General features: G+C 46.4%; 17 protein-coding genes. 8 read left to right on the forward strand and 9 right to left on the reverse strand.

Annotated features, from left to right (window positions below; translation table 11 throughout):
• Positions 1-91: 91 nt before the first annotated feature.
• On the forward strand, positions 92-2197 hold the full coding sequence (locus Q0394_RS06575) for a DNA translocase FtsK (RefSeq protein ID WP_298946323.1): 2106 nt from the start codon (positions 92-94) through the stop codon (positions 2195-2197).
• A gap of 211 nt (positions 2198-2408) precedes the next feature.
• Here Q0394_RS06575 and Q0394_RS06580 read toward each other — a convergent pair whose 3' ends face one another.
• The 9 genes from Q0394_RS06580 to glmU all read right to left on the reverse strand — a co-directional run bounded on the left by Q0394_RS06580 (position 2409) and on the right by glmU (position 10350).
• Positions 2409-2870 carry a DUF3137 domain-containing protein gene (locus Q0394_RS06580; protein WP_298946325.1) on the reverse strand — a complete coding sequence of 154 codons (462 nt, stop codon included), beginning with the start codon at positions 2868-2870 and terminating at the stop codon, positions 2409-2411.
• Positions 2871-3117: 247 nt separating this feature from the next.
• On the reverse strand, positions 3118-3354 hold the full coding sequence (locus tag Q0394_RS06585) for a hypothetical protein (protein WP_298946326.1): 237 nt from the start codon (positions 3352-3354) through the stop codon (positions 3118-3120).
• The gene (gene truA / locus Q0394_RS06590; RefSeq protein WP_298946327.1) at positions 3351-4307 is read right to left on the reverse strand and encodes a tRNA pseudouridine(38-40) synthase TruA; all 957 of its coding nucleotides are present in this window, start codon (positions 4305-4307) and stop codon (positions 3351-3353) included. The genes Q0394_RS06585 and truA overlap by 4 nt, the downstream gene beginning before the upstream one ends.
• A complete protein-coding gene (locus Q0394_RS06595) occupies positions 4308-5333 on the reverse strand; it encodes an LptF/LptG family permease (RefSeq protein ID WP_298946329.1) in 1026 nt (341 codons plus the stop codon). It abuts the gene before it with no gap.
• Positions 5326-6147 (reverse strand): A24 family peptidase, encoded by an 822-nt coding sequence (locus tag Q0394_RS06600; protein ID WP_298946331.1) that lies wholly within the window; start codon positions 6145-6147, stop codon positions 5326-5328. Before Q0394_RS06600 ends, Q0394_RS06595 begins: the two co-directional genes overlap by 8 nt.
• 341 nt (positions 6148-6488) lie before the next feature.
• On the reverse strand, positions 6489-7190 hold the full coding sequence (gene uppS, locus Q0394_RS06605) for a polyprenyl diphosphate synthase (protein WP_002950179.1): 702 nt from the start codon (positions 7188-7190) through the stop codon (positions 6489-6491).
• A 1-nt stretch (position 7191) separates the two neighbouring features.
• Positions 7192-7872 carry a hypothetical protein gene (locus tag Q0394_RS06610; RefSeq protein WP_298946333.1) on the reverse strand — a complete coding sequence of 227 codons (681 nt, stop codon included), beginning with the start codon at positions 7870-7872 and terminating at the stop codon, positions 7192-7194.
• Entirely contained in the window at positions 7869-9044 is a 1176-nt protein-coding gene (coaBC, locus tag Q0394_RS06615; protein ID WP_298946335.1) for a bifunctional phosphopantothenoylcysteine decarboxylase/phosphopantothenate--cysteine ligase CoaBC, read from the reverse strand. Before coaBC ends, Q0394_RS06610 begins: the two co-directional genes overlap by 4 nt.
• Before the next feature lies 1 nt (position 9045).
• The gene (glmU, locus tag Q0394_RS06620) at positions 9046-10350 is read right to left on the reverse strand and encodes a bifunctional UDP-N-acetylglucosamine diphosphorylase/glucosamine-1-phosphate N-acetyltransferase GlmU (protein ID WP_298946337.1); all 1305 of its coding nucleotides are present in this window, start codon (positions 10348-10350) and stop codon (positions 9046-9048) included.
• Positions 10351-10498: 148 nt separating this feature from the next.
• On the opposite strand from glmU, the gene Q0394_RS06625 reads away from it, so the two are divergent.
• The 7 genes from Q0394_RS06625 to Q0394_RS06655 all read left to right on the forward strand — a co-directional run bounded on the left by Q0394_RS06625 (position 10499) and on the right by Q0394_RS06655 (position 19851).
• Positions 10499-11647, forward strand: a complete 1149-nt coding sequence (locus Q0394_RS06625) for a PepSY-associated TM helix domain-containing protein (RefSeq protein WP_298946339.1) — start codon at positions 10499-10501, stop codon at positions 11645-11647.
• Positions 11648-11949: 302 nt separating this feature from the next.
• Positions 11950-12717, forward strand: a complete 768-nt coding sequence (locus Q0394_RS06630) for a motility protein A (protein ID WP_009494312.1) — start codon at positions 11950-11952, stop codon at positions 12715-12717.
• A gap of 5 nt (positions 12718-12722) precedes the next feature.
• A complete protein-coding gene (locus Q0394_RS06635) occupies positions 12723-13493 on the forward strand; it encodes a flagellar motor protein MotB (protein ID WP_298946340.1) in 771 nt (256 codons plus the stop codon).
• Positions 13494-13495: 2 nt separating this feature from the next.
• The gene (gene fliP, locus Q0394_RS06640) at positions 13496-14236 is read left to right on the forward strand and encodes a flagellar type III secretion system pore protein FliP (RefSeq protein ID WP_298085778.1); all 741 of its coding nucleotides are present in this window, start codon (positions 13496-13498) and stop codon (positions 14234-14236) included.
• A 142-nt stretch (positions 14237-14378) separates the two neighbouring features.
• Positions 14379-15698 carry a TolC family protein gene (locus Q0394_RS06645; protein WP_298791020.1) on the forward strand — a complete coding sequence of 440 codons (1320 nt, stop codon included), beginning with the start codon at positions 14379-14381 and terminating at the stop codon, positions 15696-15698.
• The gene (locus tag Q0394_RS06650; RefSeq protein ID WP_298946342.1) at positions 15695-16843 is read left to right on the forward strand and encodes an efflux RND transporter periplasmic adaptor subunit; all 1149 of its coding nucleotides are present in this window, start codon (positions 15695-15697) and stop codon (positions 16841-16843) included. Before Q0394_RS06645 ends, Q0394_RS06650 begins: the two co-directional genes overlap by 4 nt.
• The gene (locus Q0394_RS06655; RefSeq protein WP_298946344.1) at positions 16831-19851 is read left to right on the forward strand and encodes an efflux RND transporter permease subunit; all 3021 of its coding nucleotides are present in this window, start codon (positions 16831-16833) and stop codon (positions 19849-19851) included. The genes Q0394_RS06650 and Q0394_RS06655 overlap by 13 nt, the downstream gene beginning before the upstream one ends.
• The last annotated feature ends 251 nt before the right edge of the window (positions 19852-20102 follow it).

The following is a 20102-nucleotide window of genomic DNA, read 5'->3' on the forward strand; positions in this document are numbered from 1 at the left end:
CAAATTTCGCGCTCTCGCAAATTTAAATTTACTAAATTTAAAAGGACGCGCCATTTTAAGAGAATCGGTTTTAGTCGTAGTTGTTTGTTTTTTGATATTTTTCGGGATCGCCACCATCGCGCCCGCGGCAAATTTCGTAGGTAGCTTTGGCAACGCGATCGGGCTTTGGAACTTCAAGCTTTTTGGCTTTATAGCTTACGTTTACCCTTTTGTTTTTATATTTTTTGCGTATTATATTTACAAATATTTTAACGGCTTTAACGCCGAATTTGCTCAGATGACGCTTGGAGCGACGCTGCTATTTTTGGCGTTTTTGATGTTTCAATCAGGTGCGGACGCTAGCTACGGCGGACTGGTTGCAAACAGCATAAATGATGCGCTAAAAGACGTCGCCGGCGTGATAGGCATGTGGGTCTTTATCTTGATGCTTTTTGTACTTAGCTTTGGTCTCATCGCGCAGGATAACATCATAGCTATCCTAAAAAAGGCTTTCGTCGAGCCCAGTGCCAATGAAGATAAATTTGAAAATATGGGTGAGGTTAAACCAAAATTGCAAAAAAAACCTAGACAAATCAAAAAGCCTAAAGCTCAAAGCGAGTCAAATTTGAGCGAGGAAAACGGCGAAAAGCTAGAGGACGAAGACGAGCCGGACGACGAAGACGAAGCGCAGGATGAAGGCGAGTCAAATTTAGAAGAAAAAAGTACTACTATAAACGGCGTCGAGATCCTAAATGAAGTCGCCGAAAATAAAAAACTGCTCGAACAAATGGAAAAAGGCAAGGTCGAAAAACCTAAGGATTTTGCGTTGCCGCCGCTTAAATTTTTAGCTGATCCGCCTAAAAGATCAAACAGCGTAAACGAAGCCGAAATCGATCAAAAGATCTCCGATCTACTCGATAAACTGCGCAAATTTAAAATAGATGGCGACGTCGTGCGCACCTACACGGGTCCTATCGTCACGACGTTTGAGTTTCGTCAGGCACCGCACATCAAGGTGAGTAAAATTTTAACCCTACAAGACGACCTTGCGATGGCTCTACGCGCGCAGACTATCCGCATCCAGGCGCCGATCCCCGGCAAAGACGTCGTGGGTATCGAAGTGCCTAATAAAAACATCGAAACCGTCTATCTAAAGGAAATTTTAGATAGCGAGGTTTTCAAAAACTCGAGCAGTCCGCTAACTATCGCGCTAGGCAAGGATATCGTCGGTGCGCCTTTTATCACCGATCTAAAAAAGCTGCCTCACCTACTAATCGCGGGCACGACGGGATCCGGCAAGAGCGTAGGTATAAACGCGATGCTACTAAGTCTGCTATATCGCAACAGCCCGCAGACGCTGCGCCTGATGATGATAGATCCAAAAATGCTGGAATTTAGCATCTATAATGACATCCCGCACCTGCTAACTCCAGTCATCACGCAGGCTAAGCAGGCTATCACCGCGCTATCAAACATGGTCGCCGAGATGGAGCGCCGCTACAAGATCATGAGTCACACTCGCACCAAAAACATCGAAAGCTACAACGAAAAAATGAAAGAGGAGGGCGGCGAGCAGTTCCCGTATATCGTCGTGATCATCGATGAGCTGGCCGATCTCATGATGACTAGCGGCAAGGACGTGGAGCTATACATCGGACGTCTAGCTCAGATGGCCAGAGCTAGCGGCATACATCTCATCGTGGCCACCCAGCGCCCTAGCGTGGACGTCGTGACGGGGCTCATAAAGGCAAATTTGCCTAGCCGCATCAGCTACCGCGTCGGCCAGCGTATCGATAGTAAGGTAATCCTAGATCAAATGGGCGCGGAGAGCTTGCTGGGACGCGGCGATATGCTGTTTACCCCTCCTGGAAGCCCCGGCGTCATCAGGCTGCACGCGCCGTTTGCGAGCGAGAAGGAGATCGACACGATAGTAAATTTCCTAAAAGCGCAGCAAGAGGTGGTCTATGACGAGAGATTTTTAGCCGAGGAGGGCGCTAGCGGCGGTGCGGGCACAGGCTCCGGCGCCGTAGCAGGCGAGCTAGACGAGCTCTACGAAGAGGCCAAAGAGATCGTATTAAGCGAGCAAAAAACTTCGATTAGCTATCTACAACGCCGCCTAAAAATCGGTTACAACCGCGCAGCTACGATCATCGAGCAAATGGAGCAAATGGGCGTTCTGAGCCCGATGAACGCAAAAGGGCAGCGGGATATTTTGTAAATTTGGCTCAAATTTACGAGCGAATGCTGGCTGTATTTATTTTTAGATTAGCGTCATTAAATTTGAGAATAGGCGTCCTTTGCGAGTGACCCGCTTTGCACGGCATTACAAAGTTTTTGCGCGTTTAGCTAAAATCTATATTTAAATTTCCGACTGAATTTACGGTCAAATTTTAAGCTCGTCGTTGGCGAAATTTACTGCCGAAGCAAAATTATTTATAAACGTCAAGGCTTAAATTTAACTCGTCTATGACGCGTAATAGCCGCAAGACTTCGTCTTTTATGGCCTGTGCATCAGAAAGGCTTAGCGGCGGGTCTAATAGTGAACTTTCAAAACGGTTTTTTGCACCGTTTAAAAAGAGATAGAATTTATTGTCCATAAACGCCGCGCTTAGCGATACGGCACTGTCAAAACCCTGCTTAACCTCGCGTAGGCGTTGCATAAAACCGGGGCTTAAAAGATAGCGCGCTTCTATTTTGTCGTCGGTAAATACGCGAAATTCGTTGTTAAACTCCGTATCATCAAGTACCTCTTTTTCGCCAGATATTTTCGTATTTAGCACCTTCTTATCGGCTAGTATCGTTTGTCCTTTGAAATTTTTATAAAACTCGCAGACTAGTACTGTACCGTTAAAGTCCATATATTCGTCGTATATGACTTTGCTTACTCTCAAAAGCGCCAGATAAGGGTTTTTTGAGCCGTTTGAGTCATATGTTTTTTCTACTTTTATAGCCTCGCTTAATCGAAATTTGACATTAGCATAAGTACCGCTTATTTGGTCTTCGCCGTAAAAATTTACGCGCCTATATATTCCGCTTTTATAAAATTCGTTTGCGCTGATGCCTTTTTGAGGCTCGTATGTAAAATTGCTATCTATATCGGCAATTACCGTGCTAACAAAAACATTTTTGTAGAAGCTTCTATAACTCTTCCAGCGTTTTTTCTACTTTTGGAATCCTCGGCGTGACGTATATTGGGATGACTGCAAATAAAAGAAAGAATATTTCAAAGCGTCGCTCCATAATAATAAAAATTAGTATTGGTGTGACAAATGTCGTTATAGTCATAAATGTAGCGTATTTTTTGACTATTTTTTTACACTCATTTTGCTTTTGCGTTACGGCAGCGATAGCTTCTTTTATTTTTTGATTTCTCATTCGTAAAAAACTCGGTTTAAATAAAGACCGTTTGGCGGTGCGGGGATGCGCGTTAGCGGCTTTTGCTCGTAGATAGCCTGGCGCAAAAGCTCTTTTGCTTTGAGGAAATTTTCATCTCGGCAGTTGTTTGCGACTTCGTTTAAATTTGAGTTTTTAGCGTCAAATTTTGAGGCGACGCAAACCGCATGTTCGGCGGTTAAATTTGCGCCTTCGTGGCTTTTCGTCAGGATATTATCGTGGCTGTTTTTGTTTAAATTTGCTCTCAAATTTGCCGCCTCTGGGCACTCAAATTTAAACTCCTGTGCCTGCGTTTGTCTAAATTTACCGCTTTTGGCAAGCTCAAGCGCCTTTAAAACGCTAGCGACCATGAGGCGAACCTGGGCGCGCAAAAAGCCGTTTGCTTTAAAAACGATAATCGTTTGTTCGCCGCGCTCGTAACAAAACGCTTTTGCGACGCGCCGCACTGGACTTTTGATATCGCTACCAAGCTTCATAAACGCGCTAAAATCGTGTTCTCCGACAAAAAGTGCGAGTAGTTCGTTTGCTAAATTTAGGTCAAATTTTGGTAAAAAAGTCTCGCAAGACGATAAAAAAGGAGAAAACTCGCCGTGATTGATGACGTATCGATATGCGCGCGCCTTAGCGTCGTAGCGCGGGTGAAAGTCGTCTTTAACGCGACTTATAAATTTGACGTGAATAGCCGGATGGGCGTGGCGGTTGATGAGAGCTTTTAGGCGCGCAAAGTCCTTAAAATGCTCGCCGCACTCCACGCAGGCTACTTGATTGTTTGCGTGCACGCCCTTGTCTGTGCGCGAGCTGGAGATTATTTTGCTAAAGATCCCTACATGCGCTAGAGCCGCACCCAGAGCATCCTCGACGCCGTTTTCGTGCGGCTGTGTCTGCGAGCCTTGAAATTTCGACCCGTCGTAGCTAAAAACGAGTTTAAGCCGCACTTAGTATCTTTTTAAAATTTTAGCCCTAAAGCTAAAAATCGAGGCGATAAAAAATAGCAAAAATATCGCCGCAATCGCGATAAAAACGCGCGAGCTAAAGAGCATAATGAGCGTAAAATACCCGAATAGTACGCCAAATATCCCAAAATACACAAAGCCTTTTTCGTAGCGGTAGGTTACGATACCAAGGCTCAAAGCAAAAAGCGTCGTAGCTAGCGGAAAAAGCGCGATAAGAACGTAGGTTGCGAAGTCTTTGGCGCGTTTTTTATCCTCGCTCATTGCCTGCCAATACTGCACAAACGACTTCGTCTGCGCGACGCTGTCCTCTTGGGCGGTGCTGATTTTCATCGTGCCAAAGTCGGTTTTATGCCATGAGGCGTCTCTCATATCGTAAATTTTACCCTCTGATAGCGTAAACTCAAGCACGGCGTTATTGTTGGTTAGGCGAGCGTTTTTAGCTAGAACGAATCTATGCGCGCCTTCTTTTGGCGAATAAAGCGTCACGCCCTCGTAAAGAGTGCCGTTCTCGTCGTTTTTTTCGTTTTGGATAAAGACCATCCAGTCGGAGAATTTTTGTCCGAATTCGGTCGTTTTTAAATTTAGCTTGGCGACGGTTTTTTTGTACGAGACGAAATTTGAGTTTAGCTCCGCAGCTGTGGGGATCAGTATTATCGCGGTTACAATGAGAAAGATTGAGACCGCGCCGCTAACGATGAGGAAAAATTTAGCGATCTTAACTGGCGAATATCCGAGCGTAAAAAGTACTATACTCTCGTTTTCGCGAGAAAGCCTGAAAAACATGAGCGCAAGCGATGCGAAAAACGCGATAGGAACGGTAAAAAGCAACACTCTAGGCAGCATAAACATATAGAGTTTAAAAAGCTCTATAAAGGTGATCTCGATGTACGACGTGATACGCGCGATCTGGATGAAAAACACGATCGACATGATGAGAAAAAGCGTCGCAAATAGCGATGCGAACGTACTTAGGAAGTTTGAGAAAAGATAACGCGCCGTCCTATCCATAAATCAGTCCCAATATGTAGATAAATTGCTCCTTAAACGCATAAACGATGAGCGTAGCAAGGCTTAGAAACGGCACGAAAGGCAGCTCATATCCGCGCTTTCGCACGATGACGTATGCAGGCAGCGTCAGTAGCGCCGAGACATAGATCGCCATGAGGCCAAGCTTGATGCCCAAGATCGCACCCATAACGCCCGCGATAAAGATGTCCGCAGAGCCCATGGCTTCGCGCTTAAGGGCTAGGCTAACGACCGCGCGCAGTAGCCAAAAGGCAAACATAAAAATCGCGGCGTTTATAAACGAATCAAAGGCGCGCAAAAGCTCATCAGAGTCAAAAGAGGCGGGTAGATTAAAGCCGTAAAGTAGTGAAAAAGCGACGCTGGCAAAAAGTAGCGGATCGGGAACGGCTTTATAACGAAAGTCGATGAGGCTAAGCGCTAGCAGCAAGATAAAGCAGATACCAAGCATCGCCGCCTTAAAAATCGCGGCGTAAAAGCCGTCCGTAAGAGGCTCAAGTCCGTGTGTCTCAACGCAATACGCAAGCACGCAAAGCAGGCCGCTAGCAAGCTCAACTAGAGGATACTGAAAGCTGATTTTTTCGCCGCAAAACGCGCACTTGCCGCGTAAAAATAGCCACGCAAAAATCGGGATGTTATGATACGGTTTTAGCGGAGTTTTGCAGCTTTGGCAGTGTGAGGCGGGAAAATTTATGCTCTCGCCGCGCGGCATGCGGTAGATCAGGACGTTGCTAAAGCTGCCGACTACGGCGCCCAAGATAAAAAATAATAAAATAAAAAATACAACGGCGAAAATCATAACTCTCCTAATTTAATTTATAATGCATTTGGCTGCTTGCGATTATTTTTGAGCTAGCGGCGACGTTTTTAAGCAATGTTTGCGCAAATTTGTCGCGCGATTTGAGCTAAAATTTGACTCGTTATTTGCGCCGCAAAAAGCATAAAACACAAAATTTAAAGGCGATTTTAGCGAAATATTGCCTTGAATGATTTTAAATTTAAAGTTTTCGGTTGAAAATTTATGGAAAACGGCTTTGCGGCAAGGCTTTTATTTGTCAAATTTAAAGGCACTTTTTTAGCGAGCAAATCAAATAAAACGACATAAATTTAAAAGATAGCGGCAGCCAAAAACATCAAATTTTAAAGCCCGCCAAATCTTCTATCTTTTTTTTTAAATTTTGCCGTTATCTGGGCCAGCTCCTCGCGCGTGAAATCTGGCCAAAGCGTAGGCGTAAAGGCAAACTCGGCGTATGAAGCTTGCCAAAGCATGAAATTTGATAGTCTCTGCTCGCCGCCCGTGCGCACGAGAAGGTCGATGGGCGCGGGCTCGTCGAGGCACTCTTGTAAGCTATCTTCGCTCAAATTTAAAGCTAATTTTTCGGCGTCAAATTTGCCGCCGTTTTTTTCGCAAAATCTCCTAAATGATCTTAAAATTTCATCTTTCGCGCCGTAGTTTAGAGCTAAATTTAGCTTTAGCCGCGAGTTTTGTGCAGTTGCGTTTTTGATCTCGTTTATCTCGTTTTTTAGCTTGTCGCTTAGCGGACTTTCGTCGCCAATAACGTTAAATTTGATGCCGTTTTTGATAAAACTATCGCGTTTTGATAGCAAAAATTTATGCAAAAGATCCATCAAAAACGCCACTTCGCTCTTTGGGCGCTTCCAGTTTTCGGTGCTAAATGCGTATAAGCTCAGCACCGCCACGCCCTCGTCGATACAAAACTCGCACATCTGCTCCACGACGTTTGCGCCAGTTTCGTGCCCTTTGGTACGTAGCAAACCGCGGCGCTTAGCCCATCTGCCGTTGCCGTCCATTATGATCGCGAGGTGATTTAGCTCGTTCATTTTAGCCCTTAAAATCAATTATTTTGCCGCTGGGATTAAAAAAAGCGGCGATGTTTTGCGTCGTTTGAGTTTCGCAGTCAAATTCATTTCGCAAGAGCCTAGCGACCTTGTCAAACGGCGTCTGCGCGCTGATTATTTGAGCGCCTTTTAGCGTGAAAATAATCGGAGCGAAATTTGAAAAAACAAGGTAAATTTGACTCGTTTTAGCTCCGTCAAATTTCATCTGAAAAACCCCTTTTATGCCGTTATAAACAAACGAAATATTAATGATATTTTTTTGTAGCGCAAGTAGCATTTGAGCTAGATTTTCAAACGATTCCCGCGAGTCTGCCGTACTAAGACCGTTAAATATATATTCATAAAACCAGTTTAGATCGGGCTCGCTTATCAGTCTTTCTATTAGCGCTAGCCCATCAGGCGCAGCGTATGCTAAATTTGGCTTTTTAAAGAGATTTCTTATCACGATATTTTCGGTGCCGCTTGCGATCTCGCCCCAGTATTCGCCGTCCACGTCGAGACTTTTCATGCTTTTTGTGCTTAGAATTTTGTTGCCCATTTTGAGATTGTAGCGATTATAGCCCGTCTTTTCGGCGACTTTGATGCTGATGGGCAGGCTCGCGTTTAGAGCCGTGCCCGCGCCGCCGCTTGCGATTTTTTGCACTCGTGAGACGGGATTTATCATAGCTTGCTTGCTAAATTTACGATTTGGCGCGCCGCGTCATCTTTGGATGTTAGCGCGATATTTTGCGCGTCATGTCGCGTGATAAAGGTTACTTGCGTGCTATCCGAGCCGAAATTTATATCGCCGCCAAGCACGTTTAGGCAAACGGCGTCTAGGCTCTTTTTCTCAAGCATATTTTTTGCGTTTTGCATGGCGTTTGCGCCGTCCATTTCCATTTTAAAGCCGATTTTTTTTACGTTTTTAAAACCTGCCAAAGAGCCCAAAACATCATCGTTTTGAGTGAGTTCTAGCGTCCAAATTCCGCCTAAGTTTTGCTTTTTTAGCTTGCCTTCAAATTTGGTTTTTGGAACGTAGTCGCTAACCGCAGCCGCCATCGCGAGCAAATTTGCGTCCGCCAAATTTGCATGCAGTAGCTCTTTTAGCTCCGCCGAGCTTTGAAATTTGAGCGTTTTATAAGGCGCGTTTGTCGTCTCAAAGCTGGCTATCAGCGTCACGTCCGCGCCCGCGTAGTAAAATGCGTCAGCAAGCGCTCGCGACATCTTGCCGCTAGATAGATTCGTCACGGCTCTTACGTCGTCGATCTTTTCGCTCGTGGCGCCGCCCGTGACGATCACTTTTTGCCCTTTAAATTTGGGTTCAGCAAGCATCCTTTTGGTTTCGTAGATGATCGTAGAAAGATCGGCCAGCGCGCCTTTGCCTGTGTCGCCGCAGGCTAGGATTTTTTCTAACGGCTCGATAAATCTCGCGCCGTTTGCCGCTAAAAATTCGAAATTTTTGCGCGTGGAGAAGTGATTTATCATTTTGTCGTTGGCTGCGGGCGCGATGAGTAGGGGAGCGGGGCTCGCGATCAGAGTCTGCATAAAGACGCTATCGCAAATGCCGCTTGCAAGCTTGTTTATCGTATTTACGCTCGCAGGCGCGATGAGGATTAGATCGGTTTTGGCGTAGGCGATGTGATTTAGCCCGTCCTGCCAACTCTCCGTGCGCGAGGTTAAAATTTTATGCTCGCACAGCGCTTCAAAGCCCGCTTCAGAGCAAAATTTAAGCGCTCCTTCACTAAGCATAACCCGCACGTCCGCGCCCTCTTTTTTTAGCGCGGATAAAATTTCATAAGCTTTATAAAACGCGATACTGCCGCAAACCGCGAGCAAAATTTTTTTATTTTTTAGCATTTTAGTCGCTTTTCGTATCGTTAAAAAATTTATAAAAAAAGCCTTCTTTATTTACCTGTTTCGTGCGGCTGATGGCTAGCGCGCCGCTTGGCACGTCGCTAGTTACGGTGCTTCCTGCAGCGATTAGCACGTCGTCGCCGACTTTTACAGGGGCTACTAGCTGCGTATCAGAGCCGATAAAGACGTTTTTGCCGATTATCGTTTTATGTTTGGCTTTGCCGTCGTAGTTGCACGTGATAGTGCCGCAGCCTACGTTTGTGCCGCTACCTATCTCGCAGTCGCCAAGATAGCTTAGGTGGCCTGCTTTGACGCCGTTTAGTCTGGCTGCTTTTAGCTCGACGAAATTTCCGATGTGGGTGTTTTTGATCTCGCATTTTGGGCGTATGTGCGCGAGCGGGCCGACGTCGGAGTCTTCGATGACGGAGTTTTCTACGACCGAGCCGCTTTTAATGACGGAGTTTTTGATGACGCACTCTCCGATGACGCTTACGTTTTCTTCGATGACGCATTCGCCTTCAAATTTGGCTCTAGAGTCGATATAGACGCTATTTGGTAGCCGCATGAGCACGCCGCTTTTCATCAAATTTTTCTTGATTTCGTCCTGCATCAAATTTTGGGCGATACTGAGCTGAAATTTATCGTTTATTCCCATGAAATTTTGCTCTTCGACGCTGATGGCCCAGCACTTTAGACCGCGCTCGTTTGCGATTTTGATCGCGTCGGTTAGGTAGAATTCTTTCTGCGAGTTTTCGTTGCCGATGAGAGGCAAAATCTCGCGCAAAACTTCGCTTTTAAAGCAGTAGCAGCCGGCATTTGCGCTTTTTATCATTTTTTGCGTCTCGGTCGCGTCTTTTTGCTCGACGATGGCCTCGACTTTACCGTTATTTACGATCACGCGGCCGTATCCGTACGGGTCTGCCGCCTCAAAAACGCTTAGCGAGATGTCTGAGTTGCCCGCGCTTAGGCGGATCAAGTCGTTGGTTTTGATAAGCGGCATATCTCCGCACAAAATCAGCGTTTTTTCGCTATTTAGCGGGATGTTTTTTAGCGCGCCCGCAGTGCCAGGGAACTCTTTTAAATTTTGTTCGTAAATTTTAGTTTGAGGGAAAATTTCTTTGATTTTGGCTTCGACGAGTTCTTTTTGATAGCTCAAAACTACGCTCACGTCGCTACTGATCTCGTAAGCTTTGCGTAAAATATGTATGATCATCGGCTCTCCGCAAAGCTCGAAAAGCACCTTTGGTTTAGTTGATTTCATCCTCGTGCCAAGCCCAGCGGCAAGCACCACTACACCGATATCGCTCATCTTTTTTCCTTATTTAAATTTGAGCGATTTTATCTCAAATTTGCTAAATGCGCGATTAATGCTTTTTGGACTTAACAAATTCTTAAGCATTAATCAATATAATCACTAGTTTTAAAAATAATCAAAATCAAAATTTAAAGGATGTTGCTTGCTTTCGTTTTTAAAAAAGGCCTTAAGAAGAAATCAGTTTTTGTTTAATCTCCACCTTATTTTATCGATTATTTTTGCTATTCCGTTGCTTATTATCGGCGTTACGGGCGGGATTTTGTCGTATCAGCACGAGCTTGAGGAGCTTATAAATTTAAACGCCGTCAAAGTCGAAAAAATGGGCAAAATGCTAAGCGTGGAGCAAATCTTGCAAAGCTTTAGCGAGCAAACGGGCGTTAAGCAACCCGCAAGGCTCGTGCTACCAAAAAACGGAAACGAAGCGATCAAAATTTATGCTAGTAATAGCGATGCTTATCTGGTCGATCCATATACCGCGCAGATCATCGGCAAGGACTATGGAGTTACTTTTGTGCGCGTAGCGATGTCGCTGCACCGAAATTTGGGCCTTGCGCTAGCGGGCAACAAAACCGCGGGCGAAGTGGGCAAGCAGATCGTGGGCGCTAGTACGGTCGCGATGATAGTGCTTGTAATAAGCGGTGTTTGGCTGCATTTTCCAAGGATAAAACGCAAATTTGTCGAGGCGATAAAGCCGAATTTTAAACTCAAAAAATACGCCCTTTTTCACAACCTACACACGAGTTTTGGCGCCTTGAGCGCGGTGATTTATCTCATCATCTGCCTAACCGGGCTCATGTGGTCGTACCGCTGGTATAACGGCGCTGTGACGGAGCTTTTTGTTAGCGAGCAAAATTTACCAAAAGAGGCCGAGCGCAAAGAGGGCGCGCCCGCAAAAGCAGAGGGTAAAAAGAACGCCGAGTATAAATTTAGCGATGTACAGAAGGCTTATGAGATATTCAGATCAAGCGGCATAGAGTATAAGGAATTTAGCCTGATGCTCGCGGTCGGAGATAAGATAAACGTCAGATACTACGAGCCGGACGCGCCTAGCACCGCTCGTCCGAAAATGACCGCCGTAAACGTAAAAGAGGGCAAGATGGCTGAGCAAAAGCAAACCGAGGGCATAACCGTAGGCATGGTAAAAAGTACGAACTATCAGCTGCATACAGGATATTTTTTCGGGCTTGCGGGTAAAATTTTGTGGTCGATAGTTTCGCTTTTGATGGCGCTTTTTATATTTAGTGGCTTTTATATGACGGCAAAAAGGGCGTTTAAGCCAAAAAAGGCTTAGATAAATTTGCCTTTTATGTGTGCGAGCAATGAATTCGTCAAATTTACGCTCATCGCAAGACGCCGCCTTTTGTTTTTGTTTAAAATTTCGCTTCGTTTTTTAAATTAAATTTTAAAAAAATAAGCATTTAAATTTGGTCAAGAAAAGTGCCAAAAAAACGAAATATGACCAAAAACGCAAAATTTAAAAAATTTTATGTCGATTTGGAACGCCTTTTGCAAAAAGCTAATCTAAGTTTAACTGTTTTTTCAACTAAAAAAAACTAAAATACAAACTAAAATTTTTAAATAGAAAGTTGCAAGATGGATTTAGGTAGCCTCGTTGGTTGGATAGTTATTATGGTGCTTTTGCTCGGTTCGATGCAAATGGGCGTCGGAATCGGAGCTTACATCGATATTCCCTCGGTTTTGATCGTTTTTGGCGGTACGATTTGCGCGCTGATGATCGGCTTTAAGATGGAGCAGATAAAAAAACTAGGTACGTTTTACGGCATCGCGGTAAAACCAAAAACCTACAATCTCCCAGAAATCGTAAAAAAAATGGTCGAGTACTCCACAAAAGCCCGCCGCGACGGTATCCTGGCGCTTGAGAGCGATGCAAATAACGAAACCGATCCGTTTCTAAAAAAGGGTCTATCTATGGCGGTTGACGGCAACGAACCAGACGCCATCAGGACGCTGCTTGAGATAGATATGGAGCAGTCTAGCTCCAGACACGGCGATAATATCAAAATTTTTGAGCAAATCGCGGGTTTTGCGGGCTCGATGGGTATGATCGGTACACTCATCGGTCTGGTCGCGATGCTCATGAATATGTCAGACCCCTCAGCTATCGGTCCTTCGATGGCGGTTGCGCTCATCACGACGCTTTACGGCGCGATGATAGGAAACATCCTAGGCTCGCCCGTGGCAAACATCCTGAGCATCCGCGATAAGGACGAAGGCACGGCAAAAGTGCTGATGCTAGAGGGCATAATGGCGATCCAAGCCGGCGACAACCCTAGGACGCTCGAGATGAAGCTACTATCGTTTTTACCGCCTAAAGACCGCGTCAGTCAGTTTGATAAGTAGAAAAAATGGCTAAAAAGTTAATCGATCCAAGCGACTGCCCCAAATGCTTGCCCGAGTGGCTCGCGGCGTTTGGCGACTTGATGTCGCTGTTGCTTTGCTTTTTCGTACTGCTTCTTTCTATGAGTACGATGGACGCAAAGAAGCTAGAAGCTGCGATCGGCTCGCTAAGCGGGGCTTTGGGTGTGCTTGAGGGCGGCGCGAAACCCGACGTCAGTGCTGAGCAAAACCAAGACGACCACGCCACCTCAAACAAAGAGCGCACGGGCGTGAAGTCGAATTTCGAGCAGACGCTGCGCTCTATCAACGAGCTTTTGCACGCTAGCGGCTCGCCTGAGGTTACGTTTGAGGAGAGTGAGAGCGGATTTGTGATTAGGTTGCCGGCAAATTTACTCTTTGCAAAAGACAGCGCCCAGCTGCAAAGCGACGATGCGCTGCTGTTTTTAAAACGTATCGCGATGGTGATAGCCAAACTACCGCCAGACGTCGTAGCAAACGTGATCGGACATACCGACAGCGAGCAGCCGGCGTCTGCCGAGTTTAAAGACAACTGGCAGCTATCGTCAGCTAGAGCTATTAGCGTAGTTAGCGAACTTATAAAAGACGGCGTCGATCCTAAAAAGCTAACCGCATCAGCAAAGGCCGAATTTGAGCCGTTCGCGACGAATTTTACCGAGCAGGGCAGGGAGAAAAACCGCAGGGTTGAGATTCACTTCGTTTCGTTAAATTTAGACGACAAAGCCAAAACGCAAAAAAGCATACTGGACGCGCAGGAGTAAATTTGAAAAAACTGACGTTTTTGCTGTTTTTTATATTTGCGGCGGTCGCGATCGGCGAGGATAATGTAACGATCCCGACCGTAAATCTCAGCCTAAGCGCGCCCACTACGCCTACACAGCTAGTTAGCTCGCTAAACGTCCTGCTGGTCCTTACTGTCCTCACGCTCGCGCCATCGCTGGTTTTTATGATGACGAGCTTTTTGCGGCTCATTATCGTTTTTTCGTTTTTACGCCAGGCGATGGGTACGCAGCAGATGCCGCCTTCTACGGTGCTTATTAGCCTTGCGATGGTGCTTACGTTTTTTATCATGGAGCCTGTGGGTAAGCAAGCCTACGAAGCGGGTGTGAAGCCCTATCTAAGCGAGCAAATCGGCTACCAAGAGGCCTTTGAGCGTGGCGTGAAGCCGTTTCGCGAGTTTATGATAAAAAATACGCGAGAGAAGGATCTGGCGCTGTTTTTGCGTATCAGAAATATGCCAAACCCGCAAAGCTTCGACGATATCCCGCTCACGGTCGTGATGAGCGCGTTTATGATTAGCGAGATGAAAACGGCGTTTGAGATAGCCTTTTTGCTCTATCTGCCGTTTTTGGTCATCGATATGGTCGTTAGCTCCGTGCTTATGGCGATGGGTATGATGATGCTGCCGCCGACGATGATTTCACTGCCGTTTAAGCTGCTTATTTTCGTGCTCGTCGACGGGTGGAATTTACTCGTCATGAACCTCGTTAAAAGCTTTCATTAGGTTTTTTATCGCTATAATCTTAAAAATGCTCCGCGCGCCGCTTAAATTTTCATTTTATTTCACCTACGGCGCCAGACTTCAGGCGGCGCAAACCCGCTCAAATTTAGCCCGCGCCGCCCAGAGCTAATAGGGAAGGGTTTAGATGAAAAAAATTTATATATTTTTGAGTTTTTGCGTTTTTTTAGGCGGCTCGGAGGTTAAATTTGAAGGAAATTTGCACGAGCTGATTTTAGCCGCGCAGAGCTCAAATTTAGCTCAAATTTCAAACTACGAACCGCAAAAAGCGCAACTGCAAAAGGACGCAGTAAAAAGTGCGTATATGCCAAGTCTCATGGTTGAGGGCGGATATAGCTTTTTAAGCGGCGACATAAACGTCCTGCGCCCGCAAAGAGCCGCCACGGCAAGGGCGATTTTGGAGCTTGCCGTTTATGACGGCGGCAAGCGCGAGGCTCTGCTAAGTTCGCTTTCGCACCTTAGTGCGGCTGAAATTTTAAAAAACGAGGAGTATCAAAACCTGCTTGCGTTTAACGCGACTAAGCTTTATTTTGGCTTTTTGTCGCTGGGTGAGCTCGCGCTGGCAAAAGAGGGCGAGATAAACTACCTAAAAAACGCGCTAAATAGGCTGGAAAAATACTACCGCGCAGGACTTAGCGACGAGAGCGAGTATGAAGCGGTAAACGCCAGATACGCCATGGCGCTGGCCGAACGCCTCGAGATCTCGCAAAATCAAAACGAGATAAAAAATCAAATTTACGCGCTAACGGGCAGATGTATAGAGCCTGTGGCTGGCTCTAGGATCGCTTTTACGGACGAGGAAAATTCCGTGCCGCCAAAGAGCGCAAAGCCCGAGCTTGAGGCGCTTAGGCTAAATTTTGCCGCGGCTTTGGAGGACGAAAAGATAACCGCGTCCGAGACGAACCCGCAAATTTTCATAAAAAATACCTACACCTTTATGCGCACTCATTACGATAGAAATTTGCTGCCGGCGCAGTATAGAAGTGCGCTGGAGCCGTATTTTGACGACTTTTTTAAGCCAAATTTAAATACAAACGAGCTGATTTTGGGCTTTAGCTGGAAGGCGTTTGATTTTGGCGCGAACAAAAAGCAGCGCGAAATAAAGCGCATAAGCGCGCTGCAAGCGAAGTTAAATTTAGATCAAAAGCGCTTGCAAAACGAGCTAAATTTAGCAAATATCAAAAACGACCTAAAGACGCTCGAGCAAAAGATCGCCGCCGGCAAAAGTGCGCTAAACTCGGCGCAAACCTCGCTAAATGCCGTTAGCAAAAAGTATGAAGCCGGGCTGCTCGGATACGTCGAGTTTTTAAACGCGACCGCGCAGAGCTTTAGCGCAGGCAGCGCTCTGGAGCTAAGCAAGAGTAAATTTGAGATCAAAAAGGCGGAGTATCTATATGAGCGCGGCGGCAAAATCGCTGAAAATATCGAAAAAACGGAGCGCAAATGAATAAAATTTTACTTTTTTTACTGAGCGCGGCGGTTGCGCTTTGCGCGCAGGATAAAATTTACGCGAGCTTTGACGTCGCGCCCGCAAAAGACGCGCAGCTCGCGCTAAAAGCCGTCGGTATCGTAAAGAGCGTAAATGTAGAAATCGGCTCCGCGGTAAAGCGCGGCGACGTGCTACTCGAGCTTGAAAACGAGAGCGAAAAGCTAGCCGTAAAGCTCGCGCAAAACGACCTAGAGAGCGCGCAGACGGCAAAAGCCCACGCAAAAAGCGTGCTGGATAAATTTAAGCTCGTTCAAAGCGTGAGCTCGAAGCAGGCTTTTGAAAATGCGGAGTTTGATTTTAAAAACGCCGCGCTAGCCGAAAACAGGGCGCATCTGGCGCTAAATTTGGCGCAAAAGAGGCTTGATGATACGCGGCTACTCGCGCCTTTTAGCGGGACGATATCTGGCAAGAGCATCGAGGTCGGCGAGGGCGTGGGCGGCGTAGCGCAAAAGCTGATGTTGATTTTTTCGTATCCGGACGTGAAGCTCAAACTTAGCTTTGATGAAAAATTTAAAGACCGCGTGAAAATCGGCAGCGAATTTATCTATAAATTAGACGGTGAAAATGAGGAAAGACGCGGCGAGATCAGCCTCATCTATCCGACTATCGACACGAAAAACGGCAAAATTTACGCCGAAGTACGGGCGCGAAATTTGACGCCGGGGCTTTTTGGCGAGGGATATATCGTCTCAGATTCGCAGGTTGAAACGGATGCCGAGCCTAAAAAAGAGGACGCAAATAAAACGTCTGGGCTTAAATTTGACGGCTTTAAAAACGGCGGACTTGCGAGCGTGAAATTTTATGACGAGAAACCGAGCGTCTGCGTAGAGGGGGTTTCAAATTTGACGTCGCAGATGAAAAGCGAGATAAATTTGAGTTCAAATTCGGCACGCGTTAAATTTGACTCCGCTTCGAAAAATGCAAATTTGATGAGCGGGTCAAATTTATCGTATAAACAAGGCGGCGTAAATTTAAATCCCGAATTTGATGCGGCGCAAATTTTACTAGCCGCTAAACGCCAAACGCTTTTTGCGCAGCAGGGCGGACGGGTAAATTTGACGCAAAAGGCCCGTTTTAGCGAAGGCTCGAAATGTATAAACTAGCCATAAATCGCCCGATTACGACGCTGATGTTTTTCGTCGCGCTCGTATTTTTTGGCGCGATGTCGCTTCATAGGATGCCGGTAAATCTCTTTCCCGAGGTCGTCATCCCGCTGGTTAAGATCACGACCTATGCGCCGGGCGACATGAGCCTCATCGAGAGCAGGGTCACTAAAAAGATTGAGGACGAGGTCTCGACAATAGACGGTATCAAAAAGATTAGGTCGTATACCTTTAACAACCTCAGCATCGTCACGGTCGAGTTTAATCTCAAGAAAAACATCGATGTCGCCGCGAACGACGTGCGCGACAAGGTCGCAAAGGCAAAGCTGGACGCGCAGCCCGAGATAGAGAAAATCAACAGCGACAGCGGCAAGGTGGCGAGCTTTTTCGTTAGCCGAAAGGATGAAAATTTAACCGCACTCATGCAAACGGTAAAAGACGAAGCAAAGCCGTTTTTGCAGCGCGTAAAAGGCGTGGGCAAGGTCGATGATAAGGGCTTTTTGGAGCCTGAGATTAAAATTTACCTTGATCCGTTTAAACTCGATAAATACGCTCTAACCGCGGCCTCGGTCATAAATATAATCAAATCGCAAAATTTAAAAGCACCGCTAGGTAAGCTGGAAAATAGCGAATTCGAGATATTTTTAAAGAGCGAATTCGACGCTAAAAGCGTGCGCGAGCTAGAGGAGATCCGCCTGCAAAAGGACGTGTTTTTAAAAGACGTCGCGCGCATTGAGCTATCTCATCACGACACCGACGCCGTTGCGATGTATAACGGCAAGCGCGGAGTGCTGCTTGACGCTATAAAAGTAAGCGGCGCAAACACGATCGAGACGATAGATGCGCTCAAAGCTAAAACCGGCGAACTAGCCGCAAAACTAGGCGCAAACTACGAAGTAGAGCGGGTTTATGAAAAGAGCGAAAGCATCCTAAAGCACATAAATCAGGTCAAATTTGACATGATGCTGGGCGTCGCGCTCACGGTCGTCATCGTCTTTTTCTTTTTGCGAAGCTTTAGCGCGACCATCATCGCCGCGCTCGCGATCCCGGCTAGTATCGTGGGGACGTTTTTTATCATCGACGTTTTGGGCTTTGATCTAAACCGCCTCACGCTGCTGGCTCTCACGCTTGGTATCGGTATATTTATCGACGATGCGATCGTGGTCGTGGAAAATATCTCCAAAAAGATGCAAGAGGGCGAGAGCAATCCGCTAAAAGCGAGCTTTGAGGGCGTGCGCGAGATTGCATTTAGCGTGCTTAGCATTAGCGCGGTGCTGCTTTGCGTGTTTGTGCCGATTGCTTTTATGGAGGGCATTATCGGGCAGTATTTTAACTCCTTTGGTATGAGTGTGAGCGGCGGTATCGTTGTGTCGTTTTTGGTTTGCATTATGCTGATACCTAGCCTGGCGGCGAGATTTTTGAGTGAGGGCGAGAGTAAATTTTACCGCGTGACGGAGCCATTTTTTGAGGTGCTTGAGAGCGGTTACGAGCGGCTTTTGAAGCTTATTTTGAGGTTTAAAACCGCGTTTGTTATCCTTACCTTCGGTGTGCTGGCTCTTTGTATGAGCCTGGCTGGCAAGGTCGGTATGGACTTTTTGCCAGTAGAGGACGAGGGGCAGTTTGAGATATTTTTAAAAGCAAGCCCGGGCATCTCGGTCGAGGCTATGAGCGCTAGAGCTAGCGAGGTCGTGCGCGAGGTAGATAGTGATCCACGCGTCGAGTACTCGTATATGATCGCTGGCTACACGGACTCAAAAGACGCGTATAAGGCTAAAATTTACGTCCGCTTAAAGGGCTTTGATTCGCGAAAAGAGCGCCAAACGCAGATAATGGACGAATATAGAAAAAAGCTTAAATTTGAAGGTCTCAGCGTCAAAGTCCTGCAGATACCATATGTCGATACGGGCAGCGACAGCGAGCCCGTGCAGCTAACGATCACGGGCGATAGCCTGGAAAAGCTGGACGAAATCCTACCTAAAGCCATCGCCATGGTGCGCGCGATAGAGGGCACGACGGATGTGGGTAGCGATAACGAGGACAAGATAAACGAGCTACAAATCAGCGTAAATAAAGACAAAGCCAAGCGCCTAAGCGTCGATCCTAGCGTGGTCGCGCAGGTGATATACGCGTCCTTTGGGCAAAATAGGCTTGGTAGCTTTGATAACGGCGACGCGCAGTACGATATGATACTGAGGTTTGACGACGAGTATCGCAAGGACGCGCAGGCGCTGCAAAAACTAAAGATCAAAAACGCTCACGGCGAGAGTATAAGCCTAAGCGCGGTGGCGGAGTTTAAGACGAGCAAGACCTTTTCCGTGATAAACCGCTTTAACAAACAGCGTCAGATCAGGATCGTCGCAAACGTGGATAACGTCCCGCTAGGCGCCGTGCAAAAGGGTATTGACGAAAATATCGGTCAAATTTTACCCGCGGGCTACGACTACGTGATGACGGGCTTTATCGAGATGATGAACGACACGAACGCGGCCTTTGTCTTTACGATCAGCCTTAGCGTCGTGCTCATCTATATGATCTTGGCCGCGCTTTACGAGAGTTTTATTTTGCCGCTCATCATCATGATCTCGATGCCGCTGGCATTTGGCGGCGTGGCTGTCGGACTGTATCTTAGCGGCAACTCGTTTAGCTTGTTTGTGATGGTCGGCGCGATCTTGCTTTTTGGTATGGTGGGTAAAAACGCGATTTTAGTCGTGGATTTTGCCAACCGCTACGCAAACGAGGGTGCGCCGCTAAACGAAGCTATCGTTCGCGCTGGCGTCAAAAGACTGCGAGCGATACTGATGACTACTTTTGCGATGATATTTGCGATGCTACCGCTTGCGCTTAGCAGAGGCGCGGGATACGAGGGCAACTCTCCTATGGCGATCTCGGTGATCTCGGGGCTCATTAGCTCTACGCTATTAACGCTACTTGTGGTGCCAGCGCTCTTTGGTGCGGTGTATAAGATAGATAAATTCGTGAGTAAAATTTATAAAAGAGAGGAAATTTAGGGCTTAAATTTGAGTTTGTTTTCGGTGAGACTTGTATCAAATTTGCGCTCGGTGATTGCTCGACCGTTGGGCGCTGATTTTGATTAAACTAAAAAGCCGATTTTGCTTTGAGACCACATTAAATTGATTTCCGTAATTTAACGTAACAAATTTGTCATTTTGCATTCGTCTGCCTCTGCTAAACCCTGTTTTTAAATATTCAACGCAAAATATAGATTCCTTATTTATTTGATAATGATTTTAGAAATTAT

Origin of the sequence: uncultured Campylobacter sp. (assembly GCF_938039205.1) — a bacterium.
Classification (GTDB): domain Bacteria; phylum Campylobacterota; class Campylobacteria; order Campylobacterales; family Campylobacteraceae; genus Campylobacter_A.